The 20,810-nt window shown below is 59.5% G+C and carries 21 protein-coding genes; 5 read left to right on the top strand and 16 right to left on the bottom strand.

The window, feature by feature from the left end:
• Positions 1-183: 183 nt before the first annotated feature.
• From HGP31_RS21305 to minC, 8 genes are all read right to left on the bottom strand, one after another.
• The gene (locus HGP31_RS21305) at positions 184-2,340 is read right to left on the bottom strand and encodes a mechanosensitive ion channel family protein (protein WP_168758604.1); all 2,157 of its coding nucleotides are present in this window, start codon (positions 2,338-2,340) and stop codon (positions 184-186) included.
• A gap of 77 nt (positions 2,341-2,417) precedes the next feature.
• Positions 2,418-2,594, bottom strand: coding sequence for a hypothetical protein (locus tag HGP31_RS21300; protein WP_008056983.1), 177 nt, complete (start codon positions 2,592-2,594; stop codon positions 2,418-2,420).
• Positions 2,595-2,778: 184 nt separating this feature from the next.
• On the bottom strand, positions 2,779-4,068 hold the full coding sequence (locus tag HGP31_RS21295; protein ID WP_020800408.1) for a M18 family aminopeptidase: 1,290 nt from the start codon (positions 4,066-4,068) through the stop codon (positions 2,779-2,781).
• 88 nt (positions 4,069-4,156) lie between these two features.
• Positions 4,157-5,248 (bottom strand): hypothetical protein, encoded by a 1,092-nt coding sequence (locus tag HGP31_RS21290; protein WP_168758602.1) that lies wholly within the window; start codon positions 5,246-5,248, stop codon positions 4,157-4,159.
• A 146-nt stretch (positions 5,249-5,394) separates the two neighbouring features.
• The gene (locus tag HGP31_RS21285; RefSeq protein ID WP_020800410.1) at positions 5,395-6,030 is read right to left on the bottom strand and encodes an RluA family pseudouridine synthase; all 636 of its coding nucleotides are present in this window, start codon (positions 6,028-6,030) and stop codon (positions 5,395-5,397) included.
• 76 nt (positions 6,031-6,106) lie between these two features.
• On the bottom strand, positions 6,107-6,361 hold the full coding sequence (minE, locus tag HGP31_RS21280) for a cell division topological specificity factor MinE (RefSeq protein ID WP_007974947.1): 255 nt from the start codon (positions 6,359-6,361) through the stop codon (positions 6,107-6,109).
• Positions 6,362-6,364: 3 nt separating this feature from the next.
• The gene (minD, locus tag HGP31_RS21275; RefSeq protein ID WP_008056976.1) at positions 6,365-7,177 is read right to left on the bottom strand and encodes a septum site-determining protein MinD; all 813 of its coding nucleotides are present in this window, start codon (positions 7,175-7,177) and stop codon (positions 6,365-6,367) included.
• Between the two features lie 200 nt (positions 7,178-7,377).
• Positions 7,378-8,115, bottom strand: a complete 738-nt coding sequence (gene minC, locus HGP31_RS21270) for a septum site-determining protein MinC (RefSeq protein WP_033044636.1) — start codon at positions 8,113-8,115, stop codon at positions 7,378-7,380.
• 118 nt (positions 8,116-8,233) lie between these two features.
• On the opposite strand from minC, the gene HGP31_RS21265 reads away from it, so the two are divergent.
• From HGP31_RS21265 to HGP31_RS21260, 3 genes are read left to right on the top strand one after another with little or no spacing between them, the layout of a single operon-like run.
• Entirely contained in the window at positions 8,234-9,166 is a 933-nt protein-coding gene (locus tag HGP31_RS21265; RefSeq protein ID WP_020800412.1) for a lipid A biosynthesis lauroyl acyltransferase, read from the top strand.
• Between the two features lie 25 nt (positions 9,167-9,191).
• Entirely contained in the window at positions 9,192-9,314 is a 123-nt protein-coding gene (locus HGP31_RS30735) for a hypothetical protein (protein ID WP_020800413.1), read from the top strand.
• A gap of 16 nt (positions 9,315-9,330) precedes the next feature.
• Complete coding sequence (locus HGP31_RS21260; protein ID WP_020800414.1) at positions 9,331-10,503, top strand: patatin-like phospholipase family protein; 1,173 nt, start codon at positions 9,331-9,333, stop codon at positions 10,501-10,503.
• Between the two features lie 101 nt (positions 10,504-10,604).
• Here the strand turns inward: HGP31_RS21260 and HGP31_RS21255 are convergent, their stop codons facing one another.
• The 8 genes from HGP31_RS21255 to puuE all read right to left on the bottom strand — a co-directional run bounded on the left by HGP31_RS21255 (position 10,605) and on the right by puuE (position 18,732).
• Complete coding sequence (locus tag HGP31_RS21255) at positions 10,605-11,390, bottom strand: outer membrane protein OmpK (RefSeq protein WP_033044650.1); 786 nt, start codon at positions 11,388-11,390, stop codon at positions 10,605-10,607.
• 376 nt (positions 11,391-11,766) lie between these two features.
• Positions 11,767-12,552 (bottom strand): outer membrane protein OmpK, encoded by a 786-nt coding sequence (locus HGP31_RS21250; RefSeq protein ID WP_168758600.1) that lies wholly within the window; start codon positions 12,550-12,552, stop codon positions 11,767-11,769.
• A 170-nt stretch (positions 12,553-12,722) separates the two neighbouring features.
• Positions 12,723-14,075: a nucleobase:cation symporter-2 family protein gene (locus HGP31_RS21245; RefSeq protein ID WP_020800419.1), complete on the bottom strand. Its 1,353-nt coding sequence runs from the start codon at positions 14,073-14,075 to the stop codon at positions 12,723-12,725.
• 138 nt (positions 14,076-14,213) lie between these two features.
• On the bottom strand, positions 14,214-15,518 hold the full coding sequence (locus HGP31_RS21240) for a urate hydroxylase PuuD (RefSeq protein WP_033044497.1): 1,305 nt from the start codon (positions 15,516-15,518) through the stop codon (positions 14,214-14,216).
• A gap of 50 nt (positions 15,519-15,568) precedes the next feature.
• Positions 15,569-16,072, bottom strand: coding sequence for an ureidoglycolate lyase (locus HGP31_RS21235; RefSeq protein ID WP_007988150.1), 504 nt, complete (start codon positions 16,070-16,072; stop codon positions 15,569-15,571).
• Positions 16,073-16,211: 139 nt separating this feature from the next.
• Complete coding sequence (gene alc, locus HGP31_RS21230) at positions 16,212-17,207, bottom strand: allantoicase (RefSeq protein WP_020800421.1); 996 nt, start codon at positions 17,205-17,207, stop codon at positions 16,212-16,214.
• Between the two features lie 86 nt (positions 17,208-17,293).
• On the bottom strand, positions 17,294-17,809 hold the full coding sequence (gene uraD, locus HGP31_RS21225) for a 2-oxo-4-hydroxy-4-carboxy-5-ureidoimidazoline decarboxylase (protein ID WP_033042892.1): 516 nt from the start codon (positions 17,807-17,809) through the stop codon (positions 17,294-17,296).
• Entirely contained in the window at positions 17,806-18,732 is a 927-nt protein-coding gene (gene puuE / locus HGP31_RS21220) for an allantoinase PuuE (RefSeq protein ID WP_020800423.1), read from the bottom strand. Before puuE ends, uraD begins: the two co-directional genes overlap by 4 nt.
• 434 nt (positions 18,733-19,166) lie before the next feature.
• On the opposite strand from puuE, the gene uraH reads away from it, so the two are divergent.
• Entirely contained in the window at positions 19,167-19,520 is a 354-nt protein-coding gene (gene uraH, locus HGP31_RS21215; protein WP_020800424.1) for a hydroxyisourate hydrolase, read from the top strand.
• Positions 19,521-19,785: 265 nt separating this feature from the next.
• Positions 19,786-20,652 carry a transcriptional regulator HexR gene (gene hexR, locus HGP31_RS21210; RefSeq protein WP_008056956.1) on the top strand — a complete coding sequence of 289 codons (867 nt, stop codon included), beginning with the start codon at positions 19,786-19,788 and terminating at the stop codon, positions 20,650-20,652.
• The last annotated feature ends 158 nt before the right edge of the window (positions 20,653-20,810 follow it).

Genomic DNA, 20,810 nt, shown 5'->3' with positions numbered 1-20,810 from the left:
AAAAAATCCCCGACTGGTTTGGGGATTTTTTATGCCTGTGATTTGTTGTTGTAGGAGCAGCCGGTCGACGCTCGAATGCTCGCGATGGACGTTAACGAAAACGCTGGCTGTCTGACACCCCGCGCTGCCTGATCCTCCATCGCGAGCATTCGAGCGTCGACTGGCTGCTCCTACATTATGGGGTTATTCGGCAGTTGGCCCGCCGCCCGCCGTCACCACCTGAATGCTCATGCGCGGTGTCGCCAGATCCAGTCCGGCTTCATCCAGATGCCGTTTGAGCGACAGGTTGAATGCCCGTGAAACTTCCCATTGCTTGATCGGAGCGGTCTTGAATCGAGCCCGCAGAATCGCGTTGCCAGACTCGAAGCTCTCCACGCCCTGAAACTCCAGGGGCGACCAGATATTGCGTCGTTGCAGCGGGTCGGTGCGCATTTTCTGGCCGACGTCGCGCATTAGCTTGATCGCATTGTCGATGTCCATGCTGGCAGGCACCGCGACCCGGAATATCGCGTAGCCAAATTCCCGGGAGTAATTCTTGATGCTCTTGATTTCGCTGAACGGAATGGTGTGGACGATGCCGTCGATGTCCCGCAGGCGCACGGTGCGAATGGTCAGGCCCTCGACGGTGCCGAGGTGGCCGCCGACGTCCACGTAGTCGTCGATGGCCAGGGAGTCTTCGATGATGATGAACAGGCCGGTGATCAGGTCGGCGACCAGCGATTGGGCGCCAAAACCGATGGCCAGGCCGATCACGCCGGCACCGGCCAGCAGTGGCGTAACGTTCATGCCCATGTTCGCCAGGGCGACGATCAGCGCGATGATGAAAATCGCCACGAACAGCACGTTGCGGATCAACGGCATCATGGTCTGTGCGCGGGCGTTGGCCAGGCCCTTGCGAGAGCGGGTGAGGGCGTGATGCACGGCGGTGTCGCTGAGGATCCAGATCAGCCAGGCAAAGATCAGTGTGCCAATAAGGCTGAACAGCTTGACGCTGACCTCATGTCCTTCACCTTCGGTGAAGCCGATCAGTGACATGCCCCACACCCGCAGGCCCAGTTCGATGAATGCCAGCCATACCACTAGATGGGCCAGGGTATAGAAGAAGTTTTTCAGGCGTTCCGAATACAGCGCGTGACGCTTTGCGCCGCGTTGCGGTTTGAGGGCGTGGCGGCGCACCAGGCCATTGATGACCATGCACAACACCAGCAACACGGTGCAGATCAGCGACTGGCGCAGCGCGGTGCTGGTGTCGCCTGCCGAGACGAAGGTGGCGAACAGCGAGATCCCCACCAGCACCAGTGCCGGTACAAACCAGAAGGTGCCGAGAATTTCGATGGTGTCGCTGAGGGCGCGGCGGGTCAGGCGCCGGGACAGTGGCTGATTGCGGATCAAGTGGGCAATCGGGCGCCGGAAACGCAGGATGAACAGCCCCGTGGACAACGCCGCCAACACATTGGCCACCGTCGCCGCCGTGTGCGCCAGGTGTACGCCAAGGCTTTCAACCAGGCGTGGGTCGCTCAAGGCCTCACCAAAAGCGGCGAAACTGCCGATCAACCATAGCGGTCGGAAGGCCTGGTGCCGCAGGATGTACAGGGCCCGGTGACGGTGTGGGCCGTCGAGCAGGGAAAAGGCAATCACGCAGATTGCTGAGAAACAGGTGCCGACCACCAGTGCATAGGCCAGCACCATGGCGAGGCTTTTACCGAGTGACGATGGCAGGGCGTAACTCATGTAGACGGTGATGACCAAGGCAATCAACCACGGCCCCAGCTTGCGCAGGGCAAAGCGCAGCATATCCACGGCCCGGGGGTGTTGCGGCAATTCCTCGGTCAGGCCGAAGCGCATCCGTACCCGATGGCTGACCCAGATCAGCACCGCCCCCAGCAGGCTCCAGACCATCAGGATCATGGCAAAGGCGAAGATGATCGGCGGCCACTCGCTGGCCGGCAGCACCAGTGCCGCCAATTCATCCTTGGCCAGGTCGAATTCGGCGGACCAGCGAGTGATTGGGCTGTCGGCGCCGGAAAATTGCTTTTCGAAACTGGCCAGGGTCCCGCCAATCAGCCCCAGCACGCCTTCCTCGGCCACCGGTTGGGCTTTTTTTGTGGCGTCGCGCAGCTTCTTCAGATCAGCCAGCAGCTTGCTGCGCTGCTGATCGTTCTCCAGCGACTTGATGACTTCGTCGAGGGATTGCCCAAGGGGTTCCTGCGCCTCGGGTTGGGTTTTTGCCGGGCTGCCAAGCAGGCCCGGCAACCCGACGGCCTGGGCTGGCGCTGACGCCATCAGGGTCATCAGGCAGATAAGGAAAAGACATGGCAGGGCGAACAGGCGAGCGAACACTAGGCGGTCAACCTCGAAATGGGCAGATCGACCGAGTGTACGAGCCCGTCAAAACCAATGCGAGCGGGGTGGGGATTTTATTCGTTGAGTTTGGCGAGGATCTTGAAGATCACCGTGGCCAGGATCAGCAGCATGCCGAGCCACATGGCGAGCACGCCGGCGTTCTTGTCGCGAAAATTGAAACCGACTGCCAACATGATCATCCCGATAAGAATGGGGATGAGCATGGCGTGAAATGAGGACATCGTGATCATGGCGACTGCCTTGTCAAAGGAGTGGTTAAAGTCTAGGTGGCATTTTGCAGGCTGCTGTCTGTAGGAGCGAGCATGCTCGCGATGGACGCCAACGAAATCGCTGGCCGTCTGACACCTCGCGGTGCTTGTGCCTCCATCGCGAGCATGCTCGCTCCTACAGATAAAGATGCAGATTCATGCGCGGTTACGGCAATTCGCGGCAGGCGTAGAACGCACTGAGCACCTTTACCAGGTGCGCCAGGTCATGGCTTCCGCACAGTTCGCGGATCGAATGCATGGCGAAGGTCGGCAGGCCGATGTCCACGGTACGCACCCCAAGGTGGCTGGCGGTGATTGGGCCGATGGTCGAGCCGCAACCCATGTCGCTGCGCACCACGAAGCTCTGCACCGGCACTTCTTCGGCCATGCACAGGTGACGGAAGAACCCGGCGGTTTCGCTGTTGGTGGCGTAGCGCTGGTTGCTGTTGACCTTGATCACAGGGCCGGCGTTGAGTTTCGGGCCGTGATTGGCATCGTGCTTGTCGGCGTAGTTGGGGTGCACGCCGTGGGCGTTGTCGGCCGAGACCAGCAGTGATTTCTGAATGGTGCGTACGAATTCATCGCCTTCTGGCAGCAGGCGGCGCAATGTCTGCTCCAGCATCGGACCGTCGGCGCCACAGGCCGAGCAGGATCCGACTTCCTCGTGGTCATTGCAGACCAGGACGCACGTTTCGTCGGTGTCCGTGGTCAGCAGCGCTTGCAGGCCGGCATAGCATGACAGCAGGTTGTCCAGGCGCGCGCCGGCGATGAAATCACCATGCAGGCCAATGACGGCCGCGCTTTGGGTGTCGTAGAAGCTCAATTCGTAATCCAGCACGACATCGGCGTTCAGGCCGTGTTCGCGGGCCAGTTGGTCGGTGAGCACGGCGCGGAAATCCACGCGCTCGTCCCCGGCGAATTGCGCAAGTACCGGGGGCAGTTCGGTCTGGGCGTTGATCGCCCAGCCCATGTTGGCTTCACGATTGAGGTGAATGGCCAGGTTGGGGATGATCGCGATCGGCGCCTTGAAGTCGATCAGCTGGCTTTCGACCTTTCCATCACGACGGAAGGTGACGCGGCCGGCCAGGGACAGGTCGCGGTCGAACCAGGGAGCCAGCAGGGCGCCTCCATAGACTTCGACGCCCAATTGCCAGAAACCCTGGCGTTGCAGTTCCGGCTGAGGCTTGACCCGCAGGCACGGGCTGTCGGTGTGGGCACCGACCAGGCGAATGCCGCCGTGCAGTGGCGAGTGCCGGCCCATCTTGATCGCGACGATCGAGGAGTCGTTACGGGTGACGTAGTAGCGACCATTGACTTCGGTGTTCCATGGCTCGCGTTCGTCCAGGCGTTGGAAGCCCGCCGCTTCCAGACGCTGAACAAGGCTGGCGGTGGCATGAAACGGGGTAGGGGAGGCCTTGAGGAAATCGATCAGGCCTTGGTTCAACTCTTCGCGCATAAGTAGCTCCAGACAGCAATGACGCCAGTTTAACGTATTGGCCCGGTGCGTTGGACAAGAGCTTGCAGCACCGGGCCTGGCCGGGCGCTCAATGGGTCATTCGCTCGCGCAGGTAGGCAATGATGGTTTGTTCGTCGCTGGACTTGGCTGGCCGCGGCAGATGTTTTGGCCAGCGACCCTTGTCCGTGCCGAAAAACCTTTTCTGTTTGTCTTCATCCCAGCGCAGGATTTCGCGGGAGGCGGACTCCCACCATTCATGGCGGCACACTTCGTAGTAAGGATGTTCGGGCGCCGCGCTTCCATAGAGCAGGTCACGACCGACCTTTTTCACGCTCTTGCGCTTGTTGCGCAGCTTCCACTTGATGCGCAAGCGCTGCCAGGGTGAGGGCACGGGCTTGCAGCGCGGGACTTCTGTGCACAGCGCTGGCAGCTCGGCACGGAACTGCTCGCCATGGCGGGAGAAAAAATGCTTCTGCATGGCATGGAAGAAGCGTTTTTCCGCGAAGTAGTGATAGACGAACTTCTTTGCTTCCTGAACGGGTTGGTTGCGCATCGCGAACGACAGGGCGATTTGCTCGATGGTGTGGATATCGAATGAGTCTCGGGTCCATTCATCGATCAGGCGGATTGATTCATCGAGCAACCGCGTATCACCGTCGGTGACACCGCACAGCCCGCTGTTATACAGCTTGAAACTGTTGTTGGCCGAGATGCCATGGGTTTGCAGGTAGCGGCCGAGCTTGACGTAGTCCGGGCGTTCGCAGACGTAGCTCCAGTCGTACTCGAAACGGTCCATGACATAACGCCCGGGCGCGATGCGGTCGAAGACGCGATGCGGCGATTCCAGGAACAGTGTATCGGTGTCGACGAACAGCGTCTTTTGCGCAAGCTTCAGCCCTTGGGCAATGGCGCAGGCCTTGCGTCGATGGTGATAGCCGTTTTCGCCCTGCCACTGGGTCATGGTCTGCTCGTTCAGGGCGATCGTGTCCACCGGCCAGCCAGCATAATCTTCCGGGCGATCGGTCATGACCCTGATGCACAATGACTCGCCCCGTTTGAGTTGCGACAGGGCGGTGAGCATGCTGAATTTGGCTTCGCGCCGGTAGACATCCTGGTTGCCATAGATGAGGTAGAGCAACTGGTGCGGTGTTTTTTCCAGGGGGGGCAGCGCTTCGCGCATAAGTAGCTCCAGGCAACAGAAGCGCGAGTTTACCGTATTGGCCTGGGGCAATGCAGGCGCGCTGTTGTCAGCAAATGTTGTAACGACAAATGAAAAGCGCCCTTCATTGCAAGGGCGTTTTCAATGCGCTTTCAGTGGTCAGCCACTCAAAAAGGTGCAGGGCACTCAAAGCGCAGTCGCTCGCCGCTTTGTGGGTGGGTGAAGCTAAGCATGCTTGCATGCAGGCACAGGCGTGGCCAGGCGGCCAGGGCTTGCTCATGGGCGTAGAGTCCGTCGCCCAGCAATGGATGACCGATCGACAGCATGTGCACGCGCAATTGGTGCGAGCGTCCGGTGATCGGCGTGAGTTCGACGCGACACCAATCACCGCAGCGTTCCAGCACGCGCCAGAAGGTCAGGGCGTGTTTGCCGAATTCATGGTCCACCACGTGACGTGGCTTGGTCGGCGGGTCGTAGCGCAGCGGCAAGTCGATGCTGCCACTGTCGAGCTCCGGCTGGCCCCAGCACAATGCGGTGTAGGCCTTTTCCGTTTCGCGGTCGTGAAATTGCCGAGACAGTTCACGGTGCGTATCGGGATCCCGGGCCAGCAGGATGATGCCGGAGGTTTCCCAGTCCAGTCGATGGACGATTCGCGCTTCCGGGTAGCCGTTTTCCTGCAGGCGGGTAATCAGGCAGTCCTTATTGTCGTCGGCCCGACCGGGCACGGAGAGCAACAGGGTGGGTTTGTTGACCACCAGGACAGCAGCGTCCTCATGGATGATGTGAATATTGGACAGCGGCATCAAACAGCCTCGTTACAAACGCCAACGGCGGTTCAGGCCTGCAGGCCTGAACCGCCGTGGTTCCACCCGGATCGACTCAGCGATCTGGCAGGGTGATATTGAGTTCCAGAATCGAGCAGCTGCCCTGGCTTTCCAGTGCGACGTGCACGTCATCGGACCCGATATTGACGTACTTGCGAATCACCTCGACCAGTTCCTTCTGCAGGGCTGGCAGGTAATCCGGGGTACTGCGTTGGCCGCGTTCGTGCGCCACGATGATCTGTAGACGCTCTTTCGCTACCGACGCGGTGCTTTGCTTTTTGTTGGCACGAAAGAAGTCAAAAAGGTTCATTGGTTAGTTGCCTCCAAACAGGCGCTCGAAGAATCCCTTCTTCTGTACATCAAGGAAACGATGTTCCACGGTTTTGCCCAACAGGCGGTCCACGGTATCGCTGTAGGCCTGGCCTGCATCGCTCTGGTCGTCGAGAATCACTGGAACGCCCTGGTTGGATGCCTTGAGCACCGCCTGGGATTCAGGGATCACGCCGAGCAGGGCCACCGAGAGGATCTCCTTGACGTCTTCGACGCCGAGCATTTCACCCTTGCTCACGCGCTCTGGATGGTAACGGGTAATCAGCAGGTGTTCCTTGATCGGGTCTTCGCCACGCTCGGCTCGACGGGACTTGCTGGCCAGCAGGCCAAGCATGCGGTCGGAGTCGCGCACCGAGGAGACTTCCGGGTTGGTCACCACGATCGCTTCGTCTGCGAAGTACATGGCCAGGTGAGCACCTTTTTCGATACCCGCCGGGGAGTCGCAGACCACGAACTCGAAGTCTTCCTTGAGTTGCATCAGGACTTTTTCCACGCCTTCGACCGTCAGCGCGTCTTTGTCGCGGGTCTGGCTGGCGGCCAGTACGTAGAGGTTCTCCAGGCGCTTGTCTTTGATCAAGGCCTGTTGCAGGTTGGCTTCGCCGTTCACTACGTTGACGAAGTCATACACCACGCGACGCTCGCAACCCATGATCAGGTCGAGGTTACGCAAACCGACGTCGAAGTCGACGATGACTGTTTTGTGACCGCGCAGAGCGAGGCCGGTACCGATAGCGGCGCTGGTGGTGGTCTTACCCACACCACCCTTGCCGGATGTAACCACGAGAATCTTGGCCAAGGTGTTTCACCCCTAAGGAAAAAGGACTTTTAGCCCCTGAAAAACATCTCTTGAAAACTACAGCAGTTGGACAGCCTTGGCTGGAATATGGCCGCAGACGGCATTTACCCCCGGTAAACACTGTTTGTAGCCTGTTTCCTACTTCGTTTGAGCCGTTTTCGCTACGTTTTAGAGATGCTTGGAAAATGCGGCAGTATCCGTTAAAGCCGAATGATGTTCAACACATCGCCAGACAGGCTGACCTGCACGCCCGAGCCCCACAACGGGTCGCGGCGCAGATCTTCGGAAACCTTGTAATGTCCGGCAATAGAGATCAGTTCAGCGCTCATTTGCTGGCAGAAAATCCGTGCCTTGGTGTCGCCTTTGACGCCGGCCAGCACACGACCGCGCATCGGGCCGTATACATGGATGTTCCCATCGGCGAGAAGTTCCGCCCCCGGGCTGACCGAGGAGATCACTACCAGATCACTGCCCTGGGCGTAGATCTGCTGGCCACCGCGCACTGGCGAAGTGATGATTTTCGTCGGCTTGATGGTCGGTTCCGCTGGTTTTTCCGGTTTTTTCGCAACGACGCCTTCGTTCAGGTCCAGCGCCCGTTCACGGGCCCCGGATGGCGGCAACACTGGCAGGTCGACGGCGATGGCGGCCGCGATGTCTTCGATGCGGCTGGCGCGGATGGCCAGGGTACGCAGGCCATGCTGACGGCAGATGCGCATCAGGCCGGGCAGATCCACGGCACCACCGTTGGCCGGGAGTTTGTCCAAAGCCAGGACCAGCGGTGCATTACTGAAGAAGTTCGGCGCCTGAGCGACTTTGGCGGCCAGCTGCCGATCGAGGCCTTCAAGGTCATTTCGGGCCAGTTCCAGCACCGTTATGGCAAGCATGCTGCCCTTCAACTGGAACACGGGATCTTGGTCAAGCGGTTCGGTTTGGCTCATGGTCGGCATACAACGACTTGTCACTAAAAGTGCCCAGACTTATAACGAGAACGCCCGCGAGCCGCAAGCCGGGTCGAACGATGTAGAATGCGCGGCCAACGTCTTTTCGGAACCTTTAATGGATCGCCCGCGTTTTCGAACAACTTTTCTGATGCCGCGTTTCTGGCCGCTCTGGTGCGGCCTGGGGCTGTTATGGCTGATTGTCCAGCTGCCGTACCCTGCATTGCTGTGGATCGGTCGGGTCCTGGGTGCCTTGATGTATCGGGTAGCGGCCGACCGGCGGCGCATTGCCAAGCGCAATCTCGAACTGTGCTTCCCGGAAAAATCCGCGGCAGAGCGCAAGCGTCTGCTCAAGGAAAATTTTGCGTCCACCGGTATCGCCTTCTTTGAAATGGCGATGAGCTGGTGGTGGTCACGCGAGCGGTTGGCGAAACTGGCCCATGTCGAAGGCCTGGAGCACCTGAAGAATGCCCAGCGTGAGGGCAAGGGCGTGATCCTGATGGCCGTCCACTTCACCACGCTGGAAATCGGTGCGGCGCTGCTCGGCCAGCAACACACCATCGACGGTATGTACCGCGAGCACAAGAACCCGCTATTCGACTATGTGCAGCGTCGCGGTCGCGAGCGGCACAACCTGGATTCGCTGGCGGTGGAGCGTGAGGACGTGCGCGGCATGCTCAAGTTGCTACGCGCCGGCCGTGCGATCTGGTATGCGCCGGACCAGGACTATGGCGCCAAGCAAAGCATTTTCGTGCCGTTGTTCGGCATCCAGGCCGCCACCGTCACCGCCACCAGCAAGTTCGCGCGGTTGGGCAAGGCGTTGGTGGTGCCGTTCACCCAGGAACGCCTGGCGGACGGGAGTGGGTATCGCCTGGTGATCCACGCGCCGCTCGAAGGCTTCCCAGGCGAAACCGAGGAAGCCGACTGCCTGCGCATCAACCAGTGGATCGAAGGCGTCTTGCGTGATTGCCCAGAGCAATACCTCTGGGCCCATCGCCGCTTCAAGAGCCGTCCGCCCGGTGAACCGAAGCTGTACCCAAAGCGCGGCTGAACGGCCGCACCCTGTAGGAGCGAGCATGTCGAATCGTCGCACCGTCGCGATGGTCGTCAACGATAATGCTGGCAGCCTGACACCCAGCGGCGTCCTCGGGTCCATCGCGAGCATGCTCGCTCCTACAAGGGACGATCCCCATCAATGAGCATGGAGCGTTATTCATGAATCCCGCTGAACCCGTCACGGGCTTGATCCTTTCCGGCGGCGGGGCTCGGGCGGCCTATCAAGTGGGCGTGCTGGCGGCGATTGCCGAGTTGCTGCCATTGGGTGCGGACAATCCTTTTCCGGTGATCGTCGGCACCTCCGCTGGCGCTATCAATGCCGTCAGCCTGGCCAGCGGGGCGATGGATTTTCGCGCGGCTATCGAGCGGCTGACGGCGTTCTGGCAGGGTTTTCGCAGCCATCTGGTGTTGCGCAGCGACTGGCCGGGCGTGATCAGCCAGGCCGCCCGGTTCGTTAGCCACAGTTTGTTGGGCCTTGGCGCCCCGGTGCCCGTGGCGTTGCTCAACAGCTCGCCGCTACGCGGATTACTCGACGACAAACTGCACATGGGCGGCATTGCCCACGCCATCGAGCAGAAGCAGTTGCAGGCCGTCGCGGTCACGGCGTTCGGCTATGAATCCGGTCAGGCGGTGACGTTCTATCAGGGCGGCGGCACTATAGACGCCTGGTTGCGCCATCGGCGGATCGGCGTTCCCACACAATTGTCGGTCGACCATTTGCTCGCCAGTTCGGCCATTCCGCTGCTGTTCGCCCCGGTGAAAATCGGCGAGGAGTATTTCGGCGACGGCGCGGTGCGCCAATCGGCACCGATCAGCCCGGCCCTGCATCTGGGCGCCAACCGGGTGCTGGTGGTAGGTGTCAGCGGCAACCCGCGCGGCATCGACCCGGAGCAGCCGCTGCAACGCGCCTACTCCGGTCAGCAGCCAACCTTGGCGCAAATCGGTGGGCATTTGCTCAACAGCACGTTCATCGATAGCCTGGAAAGTGATATCGAACTTTTGCAGCGCTTGAATCAGTTCAGTCGCCTCATGCCCGATGGCACGCCGATCCGTACGTTGGGGGTGGCGCCAGTGGAGGTGTTGGTGATTTCACCCAGCCAGCCGATCGACGAGATCGCCGCACGCCATCGCCAGGAACTGCCAGCGGCGCTGCGCCTGTTCTTGCGTGGACCGGGAGCGACCAAGACCAGCGGGGCGGGGGTGTTGAGTTATCTGCTGTTCGAGGCGGGGTATTGCAGCGAGTTGATTGATCTGGGGCGGCGGGATGCGTTGGCCAAGCGCGGGGAGATTTGCCGGTTTCTCGGGTTGGCGGAGCCTGTGGTTTCGGCTTGAGATTGGCGGTGCGGCATTCGCGAGCAGGCTCGCTCCCACAGTGAATCTTCAGTGCGACAAAGATCAAATGTGGGAGCGAGCCTGCTCGCGAAGTTTTTAAATCAGAAGTGCACCTTGACCAGGAAGCTGGTCACGCTCTGATCGGTCTTGAAGCCCTGGCTGTCTTCGATACCGTACTTGTTTTTCCAGTAGTCATACTCGACACCGACGTACAGCTGCTTGGCGCCCAGGTTCAGCACCTTGCCCAGGTCGTATTTGATCTGTGGGTTGAAGTGCAGGTTGGCGTGGTATTCGCCTTTCTTGTTGACGTCGTTGTCAACGACCCAGTCCATGAAACCGTCGATCAGCACGTCCGAGTCACCCACCGGAATGGTGTAGGACCAGGCGGGAGTGATCTGCCAGACATCGTCACCCGGGCGGTCGCCTTCGGTATGACGGTTGTAGAAGTTCAGCTGGAAGTAGTCAAAGCCGGGGATGGCCAGGTCGAAACCCGGACCGATCAGGTACGACTCGGTATCGTCTTCACCGAACTCATAGGTCATGGCGAGCAGCACGTCCTTGATCGGACCGAACTCCAGCTTCTGATCGAAAATCTTGTTGAACGACAAGCGCGGGCTGAATTCACCATAGTGAGTGTTCTTGCCCGCGAAGGCGTCTTCCTTGCCGTTGTAGAAGATTTTGTCGATGAAGAAGAAGTTGTCGCCGTATTTCCAGCCGTCGGCGTGTTCGAAGGTCACCGTCTGCTGGATGCGCGGGTTGACCTGGAAGTCCTTGCCATACAGGTAGGTCAGGCTGTTGTTCTGCCATTGCAGCAAGTCGCCGGCCATGGCCTGACCCCCCGCCAGCAACGATCCTGCCAGCATCAGGCTAGTGCACGTACGTTTCATTCGGTTGCTCCCAAAAAAGTAGTGGTTTCACGTTATTTTTTTAAGGTCGACGCTCTGGTGTGGCGCCTTTTTCCGTAACTGCAAAAAAATCATCCATTCGGTCAGCTTTGTACTGTTAGCAAGAGCTGCGCCAAGGCTTTCAGAAAACAAAAAAACTCCCGTTCGGCGGCTCTGGAGCAGTCGATTGAGAGTGGTTTGGGGGTGCCTTGGTACCGTCCAGAGCCGGGATAAGTTGGCTTTCTGGTCAGGAATTAAATCCGGGCTTTTTTTTAAAGCGGATTCAGGCGGCCGCGGAGAATACTGACTCCTCGGCCAGGTCTCAAGTGCTCCGCAACAGCGCACCGACGACAGGTTTGGGGCATGGTTGCGGATCATCTTAGAAATGCACCTTCACCAGCAGGCTGGTGGTGCTTTCGTGGGTATCGAGGTTGTTGTTGTTTTCGATGCCGTATTTGTCTTTCCAGTAGCTGTATTCGACGCCGACGTACACCTGCTTTTCCCGCCAGCCGAGGGTTTTGCCCAAGTCATATTTGACCTGCGGGTTGAAGTGCAGGTTGGCGTGATACGTGCCGCGCGAGTTCTGGTCATTGTCGACGACCCAGTCCAGGTAGCCGTCGATCAACAGGCTCGAGTTGCCCAGGGGCACGGTGTAGGACCAGGCCGGCGAGATCTGCCAGACGTCATCACCGGGACGCGAGCCTTCGGTCTGGCGATAGTAGAAGTTCAAGGTGAAAAAGTTGAAGCCCGGTACCGCGAGGTCAAAACCGGGGCCGATCAGGTACGCCTCGCTGTCGTCTTCGCCATTCTCGTAGGTCAAGGCCAGCAACACATCCTTGATCGGGCCGAGTTCGAAACGGCGGTCGAGAATCTTGCCGAAGGAGAGCCGCGGACTGAACTCGCCGTAATAGGCGTGCACGCCTTTGTTGCGGTCTTTCTCGCCGTTGTAGTAGGTGCTGTCGATGAACATGAAGTTGTCGCCGTACTTCCAGCGGTCGGCATGTTCAAAAGTGATCGTTTGCTGGATCGGCGGGTTGACCGCGAAGTCCTTGCCATACAGATAGCTCAAGCTGTTGGTTTGCCACAGCAGTAGATCGCCGGCCATCGCTTGGCTCGCGGCCAGGAGGCCAGCACCCATCAGCATGTTTTTCTGTGTCCGAATCATCTGTTGCTCCCTCTTGTTTTTATTTTTCAAGGCGCAGGAAACCCCAACCCCTGTAGGAGCGAGCATGCTCGCGATGGTCGTTAACGATTACGCGTGGTATCTGGTTAAACGCGTTGTCTTCACGTCCATCGCGAGCATGCTCGCTCCTACAGTGGGGGGGCGTTTCTGTCTTAGTGGGCGTGACAGTCGTTGATGGCCGCGCGTTCGGCGCCGCCGAGGATGTTGAACAGCAAGTTCAGGGTCAGGGCGCTAAGCGTGGCCATGGCGATACCGCTGTGGGTGATCGGGCTCATCCACACCGGCAGGTGGGCGAAAAACTCCGGCCGAACCACCGGAATCAGGCCCATGCCGATGCTCACCGCCACCAGCAATTGGTTGCGTCGGTCACCGATGTCGGCTTCCTGCAGGATCTTGATCCCGGTGGCGGCGACCATGCCGAACATTGCGATCGCCGCGCCGCCCAGCACCGCCGGTGGAATCGAGGCCACGAGGAACGCGGCCTTGGGCAGAAGGCTCAGCACGATCAACAAGCCGCCCGCAACGATGGTTACTGAGCGGCAACGTACGCCAGTCATCTGCACAAGGCCGATGTTCTGCGCGAAGGAGGAGTGGGTGAAGGTGTTGAAGAAGCCGGCGAAGAACGAGGCGCCAGCATCACACAACAAGCCGCGACGCAACATGCGCGGGCAGACTTCCTGGCCGGTGATCTTGCCCAAGGCCAGGAACATCCCGGTGGACTCGACGAAAATGATCACCACCACCAGGCACATCGAGAGGATTGGCGCGAGCTCGAATTTCGGCATGCCAAAGTGCAGCGGCGTGACAAATTGCAGCCATGGCGCCTGAGCCATGCCGCTGAGGTCGACCATGCCCAGCACGCCACAAAGTACATAGCCCAGGCACATGCCGATCAATACGGAAATGTTGACCCAGAAGCCGCGCATGAAGCGATGCACCAGCAGGATGGTGCCCAGCACCAACGCGGCGATGGTCAGGTAGATCGGTGAGCCGAATTGAGCGGCTTGAGCACCACCGCCGGCCCAGTTCACGGCCACGGGGAACAGCGACAAACCGATCGAGGTGATGACCGTGCCAGTGACCAGCGGCGGGAAGAAGCGCACGACCTTGGACATGAATGGCGCGATCAGCATGCCGAAGAACCCGGCGGCGATGGTCGCGCCGAAGATCCCCTGCAGGCCGATGCCCGGCATGCCGGCCATGGCGACCATGCTGCCGACGGCGGCGAAACTGGCACCCATCATCACCGGCATGCGAATGCCCATGGGACCGATACCGAGAGACTGGACGATGGTGGCGATGCCGGCGACCAGCAGGTCGGCGTTGATCAGGAAGGCGATTTCTTCACGATTCAGGCCAGCGGCCTGTCCGATGATCAGCGGCACCGCAATGGCGCCGCCGTACATCAGCAGAACATGTTGCAGACCGACCAGGATCAGTTGCAAAAGGGGCAAACGCTGAATGGCGGGTGCGTCGGGGATGCGCGCTTGGAAGAGCTCGGACATGCAACACCTCGGATCATTTTTATTCTTGTGATTTTTGCATCAGGGTCGACCGCGGTGCGGCCATTCGCGAGCAGGCTCGCTCCCACAGGTTTTGCATTGTCTGTGTGGGAGCGAGCCTGCTCGCGAAGCTTTTATTGCTTAATTGGTCGGGGCACCCTGAACGATCCAGGCGCCGATCAGGTCACGTTCCTGCTGGGTCATCTGGGTGATGTTGCCCAACGGCATGATCTGGGTGGCAACCGCTTGAGCCTGGATGCGCGCCGCGTTCTGGCGGATCTGCTCGGGGGTGTCGAGCATCACGCCGGCGGGAGCGGCGCTGAACAGTGGGCTGGTCGGTTTGGCCGAATGACAGACTGCGCAGCGTTCCTGGATCACGCTGTGCACCTTGTCGAAACCAGGGCCGGCGTTGGACGCCTTAACTTGCGCGGTTGCAGGGGCTTCGGCAGGTTTTGCTTCAGCCGGTTTCAAACCACCACCCACTGCTGTTTCCGGCAGAGGCTGGTACTCGATCGCGGCAGGTGCCTTGGCCACTTCAGGCGCGCTGGACATCGGCTTCGGACCAGACACATAGGCCAGGCAAATCATGCCCACCGCTGCCACCGGCAGGGTCCAGGCAAACTTGTGGCTGTCGTGACGGGTGTTGAAGTAGTGACGCACCAACACCGCCAGTACCGCGATCCCGGCCAGGATCAGCCAGTTGTATTGGCTGCCGTAGGTGCTCGGGAAGTGGTTGCTGATCATGATGAACAGCACCGGCAAGGTGAAGTAGTTGTTGTGGCGCGAACGCAGCAGGCCTTTGGCCGGAAGCGCCGGATCGGGCGTGCGGTTCTCGGCGATGGCCGCCACCAGTGCGCGTTGCGCCGGCATGATGATGCGGAACACGTTGCCGACCATGATGGTGCCGATGATCGCGCCGACGTGCAGGTATGCACCACGACCGCTGAACACCTTGCTGAAGCCATAGGCGGCGCCAATGATCAGTACGAACAGGATGAAACCCAGCAGGGCAGGGCGTTTGCCCAGGGCCGAGTCACAGAGGAAGGAGTAGATGAACCAGCCGATGAACAACGAGCCGATACCGATGGCCACGCCTTCAGGGCCGCTCAGGGTGCTGCCCGGAGCCAGCAGGTAGAGCGTCGGGTTGGAATAGAACACCACGCACAGCAGCGCGATACCCGACATCCAGGTGAAGTAGGCTTCCCATTTGAACCAGTGCAGGTTGTCCGGCATGGTCGGTGGAGCCAGTTTGTATTTTTCCAGGTGGTAGATACCGCCGCCATGGATCGCCCATAAGTCACCGGCCAGACCGCTTTTCGGGTTGACCCGATTGAGGTTGTTTTCCAGCCAGACGAAGTAGAACGATGCGCCGATCCAGGCCACGCCAGTAATCATGTGAACCCAGCGCACGCTCAGGTTCAGCCATTCCAACAGATGTGCTTCCACAGTCTTTACCTCTCGCCTGTCACTCTGTTGTCGAGTGATCAGACCTTCTCTTATTGGTGGGGGGCGAGGATCAAACGCTCATCCTCTTTGAAAAAATGCTCATCGCAGTTATTGCCTGTGCCACTGCGATCAACCACCAGGAAGTCATCCCGCTTTTCGATCGTCAGCACCGGGTGGTGCCAGACGCCGCGATGGTAATTAATGCCCTGCCTGCCGTTGGTGACGAAGGCGCGGACCAAGCCTGATACAGGTTCATCGCCAAGTGGCGCGACCACGATCAGAAAGGGGTTGCCGAGCAGCGGAATGAAAGCCTGGCTGCCCAGCGGATGACGCTCCAGCATGCTGACGGTCAGCGGCATGTCCTGCGCGTCGGCGCGGAAGATGCTGATGATCGCCTTGTCCTCTGGCGTGGCGGTTTCCACCGTCGCCAGTTTGTGAAAGCGCATGGTCGAACCGTTGTTGATCATGAAGTGATCGCTGCCGTCGGTTTCGATCACGTCACCGAAAGGGGCGAAGGCTTCTTTGGTCAGCGGTTCAATCGTCAGTGTGCGCATGCTGGTCTTCTTAATCTTTTGAATTTGATCGTTCCCACGCTCTGCGTGGGAACGCCGCCATGGACGCTCCGCGTCCACTGTGACGCGGAGCGTCACGGTATGCATTCCCACGCGGAGCGTGGGAACGATCATCTACACCTTATTTAGCGACCTTGCCGAGGACGCGCAGGCGGCTCACACCACCGTCCGGGAACACGTTCAGGCGGATGTGAGTGATCGGGCCCAGGGCCTTGATCTGCTCGGCGAAGGTGTGTTCGGCGTGCATTTCCAGCTTCTGGCTTGGCAGCAGTTCGCGCCAGAACAGCGACTGGGTTTCGATCTGGCTGTCGGTACCGCCCTTGACGAACGCGCCCTGGATCGAGCAGCTGTCCGGGTAGTTGCCCTTGAAATGCAGGGTGTCGACGATGATTTTCTCGATCTCGCCCGGATGGCCGAGGGCGACGATCACCCAGTCATTGCCTGGCGTGCGACGACGTGCGGTTTCCCAGCCGTCGCCCATGTTGATGCCACGGCCCGGGTTGAGGATGTTGCTCATGCGGCCGAAGTGTTCGTCGGAGCAGGCGAGGGCACGGCCACCGTTGAGGGCTGCCGCCAGGTCGACCTGCTCGTTGTCACCCACCGCCGACCAGTCGCGGAACGGGATGCCGTACACGCGCAGGCGAGCCACGCCGCCATCCGGGTAGATGTTGAAGCGCAGGTGGCTGAACGCCTGGTCGTTGCTGATTTCGTGGTAGTGGTGGCTGTTGCCTTGCAGCTCGACGGCCGACAGCACTTCGGTCCACTGGGTGTTTTCGTCTGGCTCACCTTCGGCCAGGAAGCAGGCTTCCAGGGAAGCCGACGGCGGGAAGTTGCCGGTGAAGAATGAAGTGTCGATGTCCACGCCTTTGATCGAGCCAGGCACGCCCAGGCGGATCACGGCGCTGTCGTAGCCTTCGAAGCGCTTGCGGCGCGACTCCCAGCCGTCCATCCACTTGCCGTTATCATCGAACACGCCCTCCTTCCATACGGCCGGGGTCGGTTGAAACAGACGGTTGGCGTCTGCGAACCAGTCATCGGTGACCGAGATGATCTTGGTGCCCAGGCGGGCGTCGGCCAGGTTGACGAACTTCTCGAAAGGTACGGCGTAAGCTTTCATTCTTCTTGTCTGCCTTTAATAAGTTGGCTTGGGATGCTTGCAGTGCCCTGGGTGCTTCAGCGTTTTTAACACTCGGGCAAAACTCGCTATAGGGTCAGTAATCGGAACAGGGCGATCTTGTTGATCTCCGCCAGCGCGCACTTGAACTCGGTATCTACCGGGTTGTGGATGCGCGTTTCGAACGCCGCGAGGATCTGATGCCGGTTGCTGCCTTTTACCGCCATGATGAAGGGAAACTTGAACTTGGCCTTGTAGGCGTCGTTCAGCTCGGTGAAGCGCTGGAACTCTTCGGCCGTGCATTGGTGAATACCGGCGCCAGCCTGTTCATGGGTGCTGGCTTCGGTCAATTGGCCCTGGACGGCAGCTTTGCCAGCCAGGTCCGGGTGAGCGTTGATCAGGGCCAACTGGCTTTCGTGATCAGCGCTCAACAGGATGTCGCTCATGCGCTGGTGCAGGGTTTCGATCTGGTCGATCGAGGCATCCCGGCCCAGGTCGAAGGCCTTCTCGGCCACCCATGGCGAATGTTCGTAGATGTCGGCGAAGGCTTTGACGAAGGCGTCGCGGCTCAGGGTCGAGGGTTTCAATGTTTGAAAGGCGCTCATTTCGCGGCCCCTTGGTACGGGTGGGTTTCCTGCCAGTGGCGTGCAATGTCGACGCGGCGGCTGAACCACACCTGTTCATGACTTTTAGCGTATTCGATAAAGCGCTTGAGCGAAGCCAGACGCGCCGGACGGCCGATCAGGCGGCAGTGCAGGCCGATCGACAGCATTTTCGGGGCTTCCGCGCCTTCGGCGTAGAGCACGTCGAACGCATCCTTGAGGTATTCGAAGAAATCGTCGCCCTTATTGAAGCCCTGCACCTGGGTGAAGCGCATGTCGTTGGTGTCCAGGGTGTACGGGATCACCAGGTGCGGCTTGCCGGTCGGGTTGTTCGGTTCCCAGTAGGGCAGGTCGTCGTCGTAGGTGTCGCAGTCGTAGAGGAAACCGCCTTCTTCCATCACCAGCTTGCGGGTGTTGGGGCCGGTGCGACCGGTGTACCAGCCCAGCGGACGCTCGCCGGTGATTTCGGTGAGGATGCGGATCGCTTCGAGCATGTGCTCGCGTTCCTGCGCTTCGTCCATGTACTGGTAGTCGATCCAGCGGTAGCCGTGGCTGCAGATTTCGTGGCCGGCATCGACCATCGCGCGGATCACATCCGGGTGACGCTGGGCGGCCATCGCCACGGCGAAGATGGTCAGCGGAATGTCGAATTCCTTGAACAGCTTCAGAATCCGCCAGACGCCGGCGCGGCTGCCATACTCGTAAAGCGATTCCATGCTCATGTTGCGCGCGCCCTGTAGCGGCTGGGCAGACACCATTTCCGAGAGGAATGCTTCGGACTCTTTATCGCCGTGCAGGATATTGCGCTCGCCGCCTTCTTCGTAGTTGAGAACGAATGACAGGGCGATGCGGGCATTGCCCGGCCAGTGTGGGTGCGGAGGGTTACTGCCGTAACCGATCAGGTCGCGAGGGTAGTCAGCGCTCACTGCAGTCTTCCTTCTTATATTCGTGGTGACAGTTGGTGTGACGCGACTAAAGGTTGGATCACTGGGTGGCGTCACAGCGATGGGGTGATTGTATACAACTTTATATTCACTTTGTAAGCCTGATTTTTTGCATTTTTCGTTAACGGTCATCTTTGCGTGTTAATGACAAGCTCCCGCAAGAAACCTGCCTGGCTGGTCAGTTAATGATTGCACGGTTCAGAGGTGGCGGGTTTCACAGGAAATCCGCGGGATTTTCATCGTTGGCGCCATCAGTCGCAAAAATGTCGTTTTTATTGTGTACAATTTTTTTGAAAAGTGTCTTAATCAATCGCTCGCCGCAGCTTTTCGTGCTCCGAATCGGTGCGGTCTCCTTTTCATCTGACTTCGGGAGGCGCGAAGCCTGGCTGCTCCACGCAGGCAGGTGCGCAGAATCAATGGGACGTTTGACTACACATGTTTTGGACGCTGCACATGGTTGCCCAGGCAGCTCGATCAAGGTCGAGTTGTACCGCGTTGAAGGTTCGCAGCTGGAATTGGTCGCCAGCGCGATAACCAACAGCGATGGTCGTGTCGATGCGCCGCTGCTGCAAGGCGATGAGTACCGGACCGGCGTCTACCAGGTTCAGTTTCATGCGGGCGACTATTACCGCGCCCGTGGTGTCCAGTTGCCGGAGCCGGCATTCCTGGATGTGGTGGTGCTGCGTTTTGGCATCTCTGCCGAGCAGGATCACTACCATGTACCGCTGCTCATTTCGCCCTACAGCTATTCAACGTACCGAGGAAGCTGATCCCCCAAGCAGCTTTCTCCACCTGGAAGCGACTGCGCATATAGCTTCTTTGGTCTTTCGCCCGCTCACACTGCGGGCTTTTTTTCGCAAAAAATCCTGGGTGGCAAAGGCCGGATCCGCTGCTACATAAAGCCCATCCCGCCAAAACAGGGTGTGACGAAGACAATTCAGTTACTTATTGAGCAGGCAAAAAGGCGATTCATGTAGTATAACTACAAGCGTGCTACATCCCCGGCGCCTGCCAAATAAAAAAGAGTCCAGCCCTTTGAATCTGCTGCAACACATCGCCCAGTCTCGCCACCTGTTACGCAAGTCGGAGCTCAAGGTCGCCGATCACGTTTTGCTTGATCCTGCGGCCGTGATGCACAGTTCCATGGCGGACCTGGCCCACAGCGTGGGGATCAGTGAGCCGACCATCGTGCGCTTTTGCCGCGCCATCGGTTGCTCGGGTTTCCAGGACTTGAAGCTGAAGCTGGCCCAGAGCCTGGCGGCGGGCGCGAGTTTCGGGCAGTTCGCGATCCATGAGGACGATTCGGTAGCGGACTACAGCCTGAAGATTTTCGACACCACCCTGCACACGCTGATGGAGGTTCGCGAGAAGCTCGATCCGCTGGAGTTGCAGCGTGCGGTGACACTCATGTCCCAGGCCCAGCGCGTCGAATTCTATGGTTTCGGCGCCTCTGGTGCGGTGGCGGCGGATGCGCAGCACAAGTTCTTCCGCTTGCTGCTCACGGCGGCGGCGTATTCCGATCCGCACATGCAGGCGATGTCGGCGGTTACCCTGAAACCAAGCGACGTGGCGATTTGCATTTCGCAGTCCGGCCGCTCCAAGGATTTGTTGATCACCGCCAACCTGGTGCGTGAGAGCGGCGCCTCATTGATCACCTTGTGCCCTAGCCAGACGCCTTTGGCTGAACTGTCGACCGTCAACCTGGCCATCGACGTGCACGAAGACACCGAAATCTATACGCCGCTGACCTCGCGCATTGCCCACCTGGTGGTGATCGATGTGTTGGCCATGGGCGTGGCCATGGCCCGGGGGCCGAGCCTGGTCAACCACCTCAAGAGCGTCAAGCGCAGCCTGCGCAGCTTGCGCCTGTCACCCAAGTCGGTGAAAGCGCTGGACGACTAAGGTCAAAAGATCGCAGCCTGCGGCAGCTCCTACAGGTGTTCACAAATCCCTGTAGGAGCTGCCGCAGGCTGCGATCTTTTGATTGTTCATCTCTCTGTCACCGACCCGCCGCCAAACCGTCATCCCTCGCGCCTATCTTGAAACTCCCGTATTCGACT

The organism is Pseudomonas umsongensis, from assembly GCF_012647205.1.
GTDB classification, from domain to species: Bacteria; Pseudomonadota; Gammaproteobacteria; order Pseudomonadales; family Pseudomonadaceae; genus Aquipseudomonas; species Aquipseudomonas umsongensis.
The sequence above is the reverse complement of the archived record's forward strand: the minus strand, read 5'-3'. Positions and strand labels throughout refer to the sequence as shown.

Excerpts from the sequence above, each read along its gene's own strand:
- HGP31_RS21300 (WP_008056983.1), bottom strand. The coding sequence starts at position 2,594 with ATGATCACGATGTCCTCATTTCACGCCATGCTCATCCCCATTCTTATC.
- HGP31_RS21295 (WP_020800408.1), bottom strand. The coding sequence starts at position 4,068 with ATGCGCGAAGAGTTGAACCAAGGCCTGATCGATTTCCTCAAGGCCTCC.
- HGP31_RS21290 (WP_168758602.1), bottom strand. The coding sequence starts at position 5,248 with ATGCGCGAAGCGCTGCCCCCCCTGGAAAAAACACCGCACCAGTTGCTC.
- HGP31_RS21285 (WP_020800410.1), bottom strand. The coding sequence starts at position 6,030 with ATGCCGCTGTCCAATATTCACATCATCCATGAGGACGCTGCTGTCCTG.
- minE (WP_007974947.1), bottom strand. The coding sequence starts at position 6,361 with ATGAACCTTTTTGACTTCTTTCGTGCCAACAAAAAGCAAAGCACCGCG.
- minC (WP_033044636.1), bottom strand. The coding sequence starts at position 8,115 with ATGAGCCAAACCGAACCGCTTGACCAAGATCCCGTGTTCCAGTTGAAG.
- HGP31_RS21265 (WP_020800412.1), top strand. The coding sequence starts at position 8,234 with ATGGATCGCCCGCGTTTTCGAACAACTTTTCTGATGCCGCGTTTCTGG.
- HGP31_RS30735 (WP_020800413.1), top strand. The coding sequence starts at position 9,192 with ATGTCGAATCGTCGCACCGTCGCGATGGTCGTCAACGATAATGCTGGC.
- HGP31_RS21260 (WP_020800414.1), top strand. The coding sequence starts at position 9,331 with ATGAATCCCGCTGAACCCGTCACGGGCTTGATCCTTTCCGGCGGCGGG.
- HGP31_RS21255 (WP_033044650.1), bottom strand. The coding sequence starts at position 11,390 with ATGAAACGTACGTGCACTAGCCTGATGCTGGCAGGATCGTTGCTGGCG.
- HGP31_RS21250 (WP_168758600.1), bottom strand. The coding sequence starts at position 12,552 with ATGATTCGGACACAGAAAAACATGCTGATGGGTGCTGGCCTCCTGGCC.
- HGP31_RS21245 (WP_020800419.1), bottom strand. The coding sequence starts at position 14,075 with ATGTCCGAGCTCTTCCAAGCGCGCATCCCCGACGCACCCGCCATTCAG.
- HGP31_RS21235 (WP_007988150.1), bottom strand. The coding sequence starts at position 16,072 with ATGCGCACACTGACGATTGAACCGCTGACCAAAGAAGCCTTCGCCCCT.
- alc (WP_020800421.1), bottom strand. The coding sequence starts at position 17,207 with ATGAAAGCTTACGCCGTACCTTTCGAGAAGTTCGTCAACCTGGCCGAC.
- uraD (WP_033042892.1), bottom strand. The coding sequence starts at position 17,809 with ATGAGCGCCTTTCAAACATTGAAACCCTCGACCCTGAGCCGCGACGCC.
- uraH (WP_020800424.1), top strand. The coding sequence starts at position 19,167 with ATGGGACGTTTGACTACACATGTTTTGGACGCTGCACATGGTTGCCCA.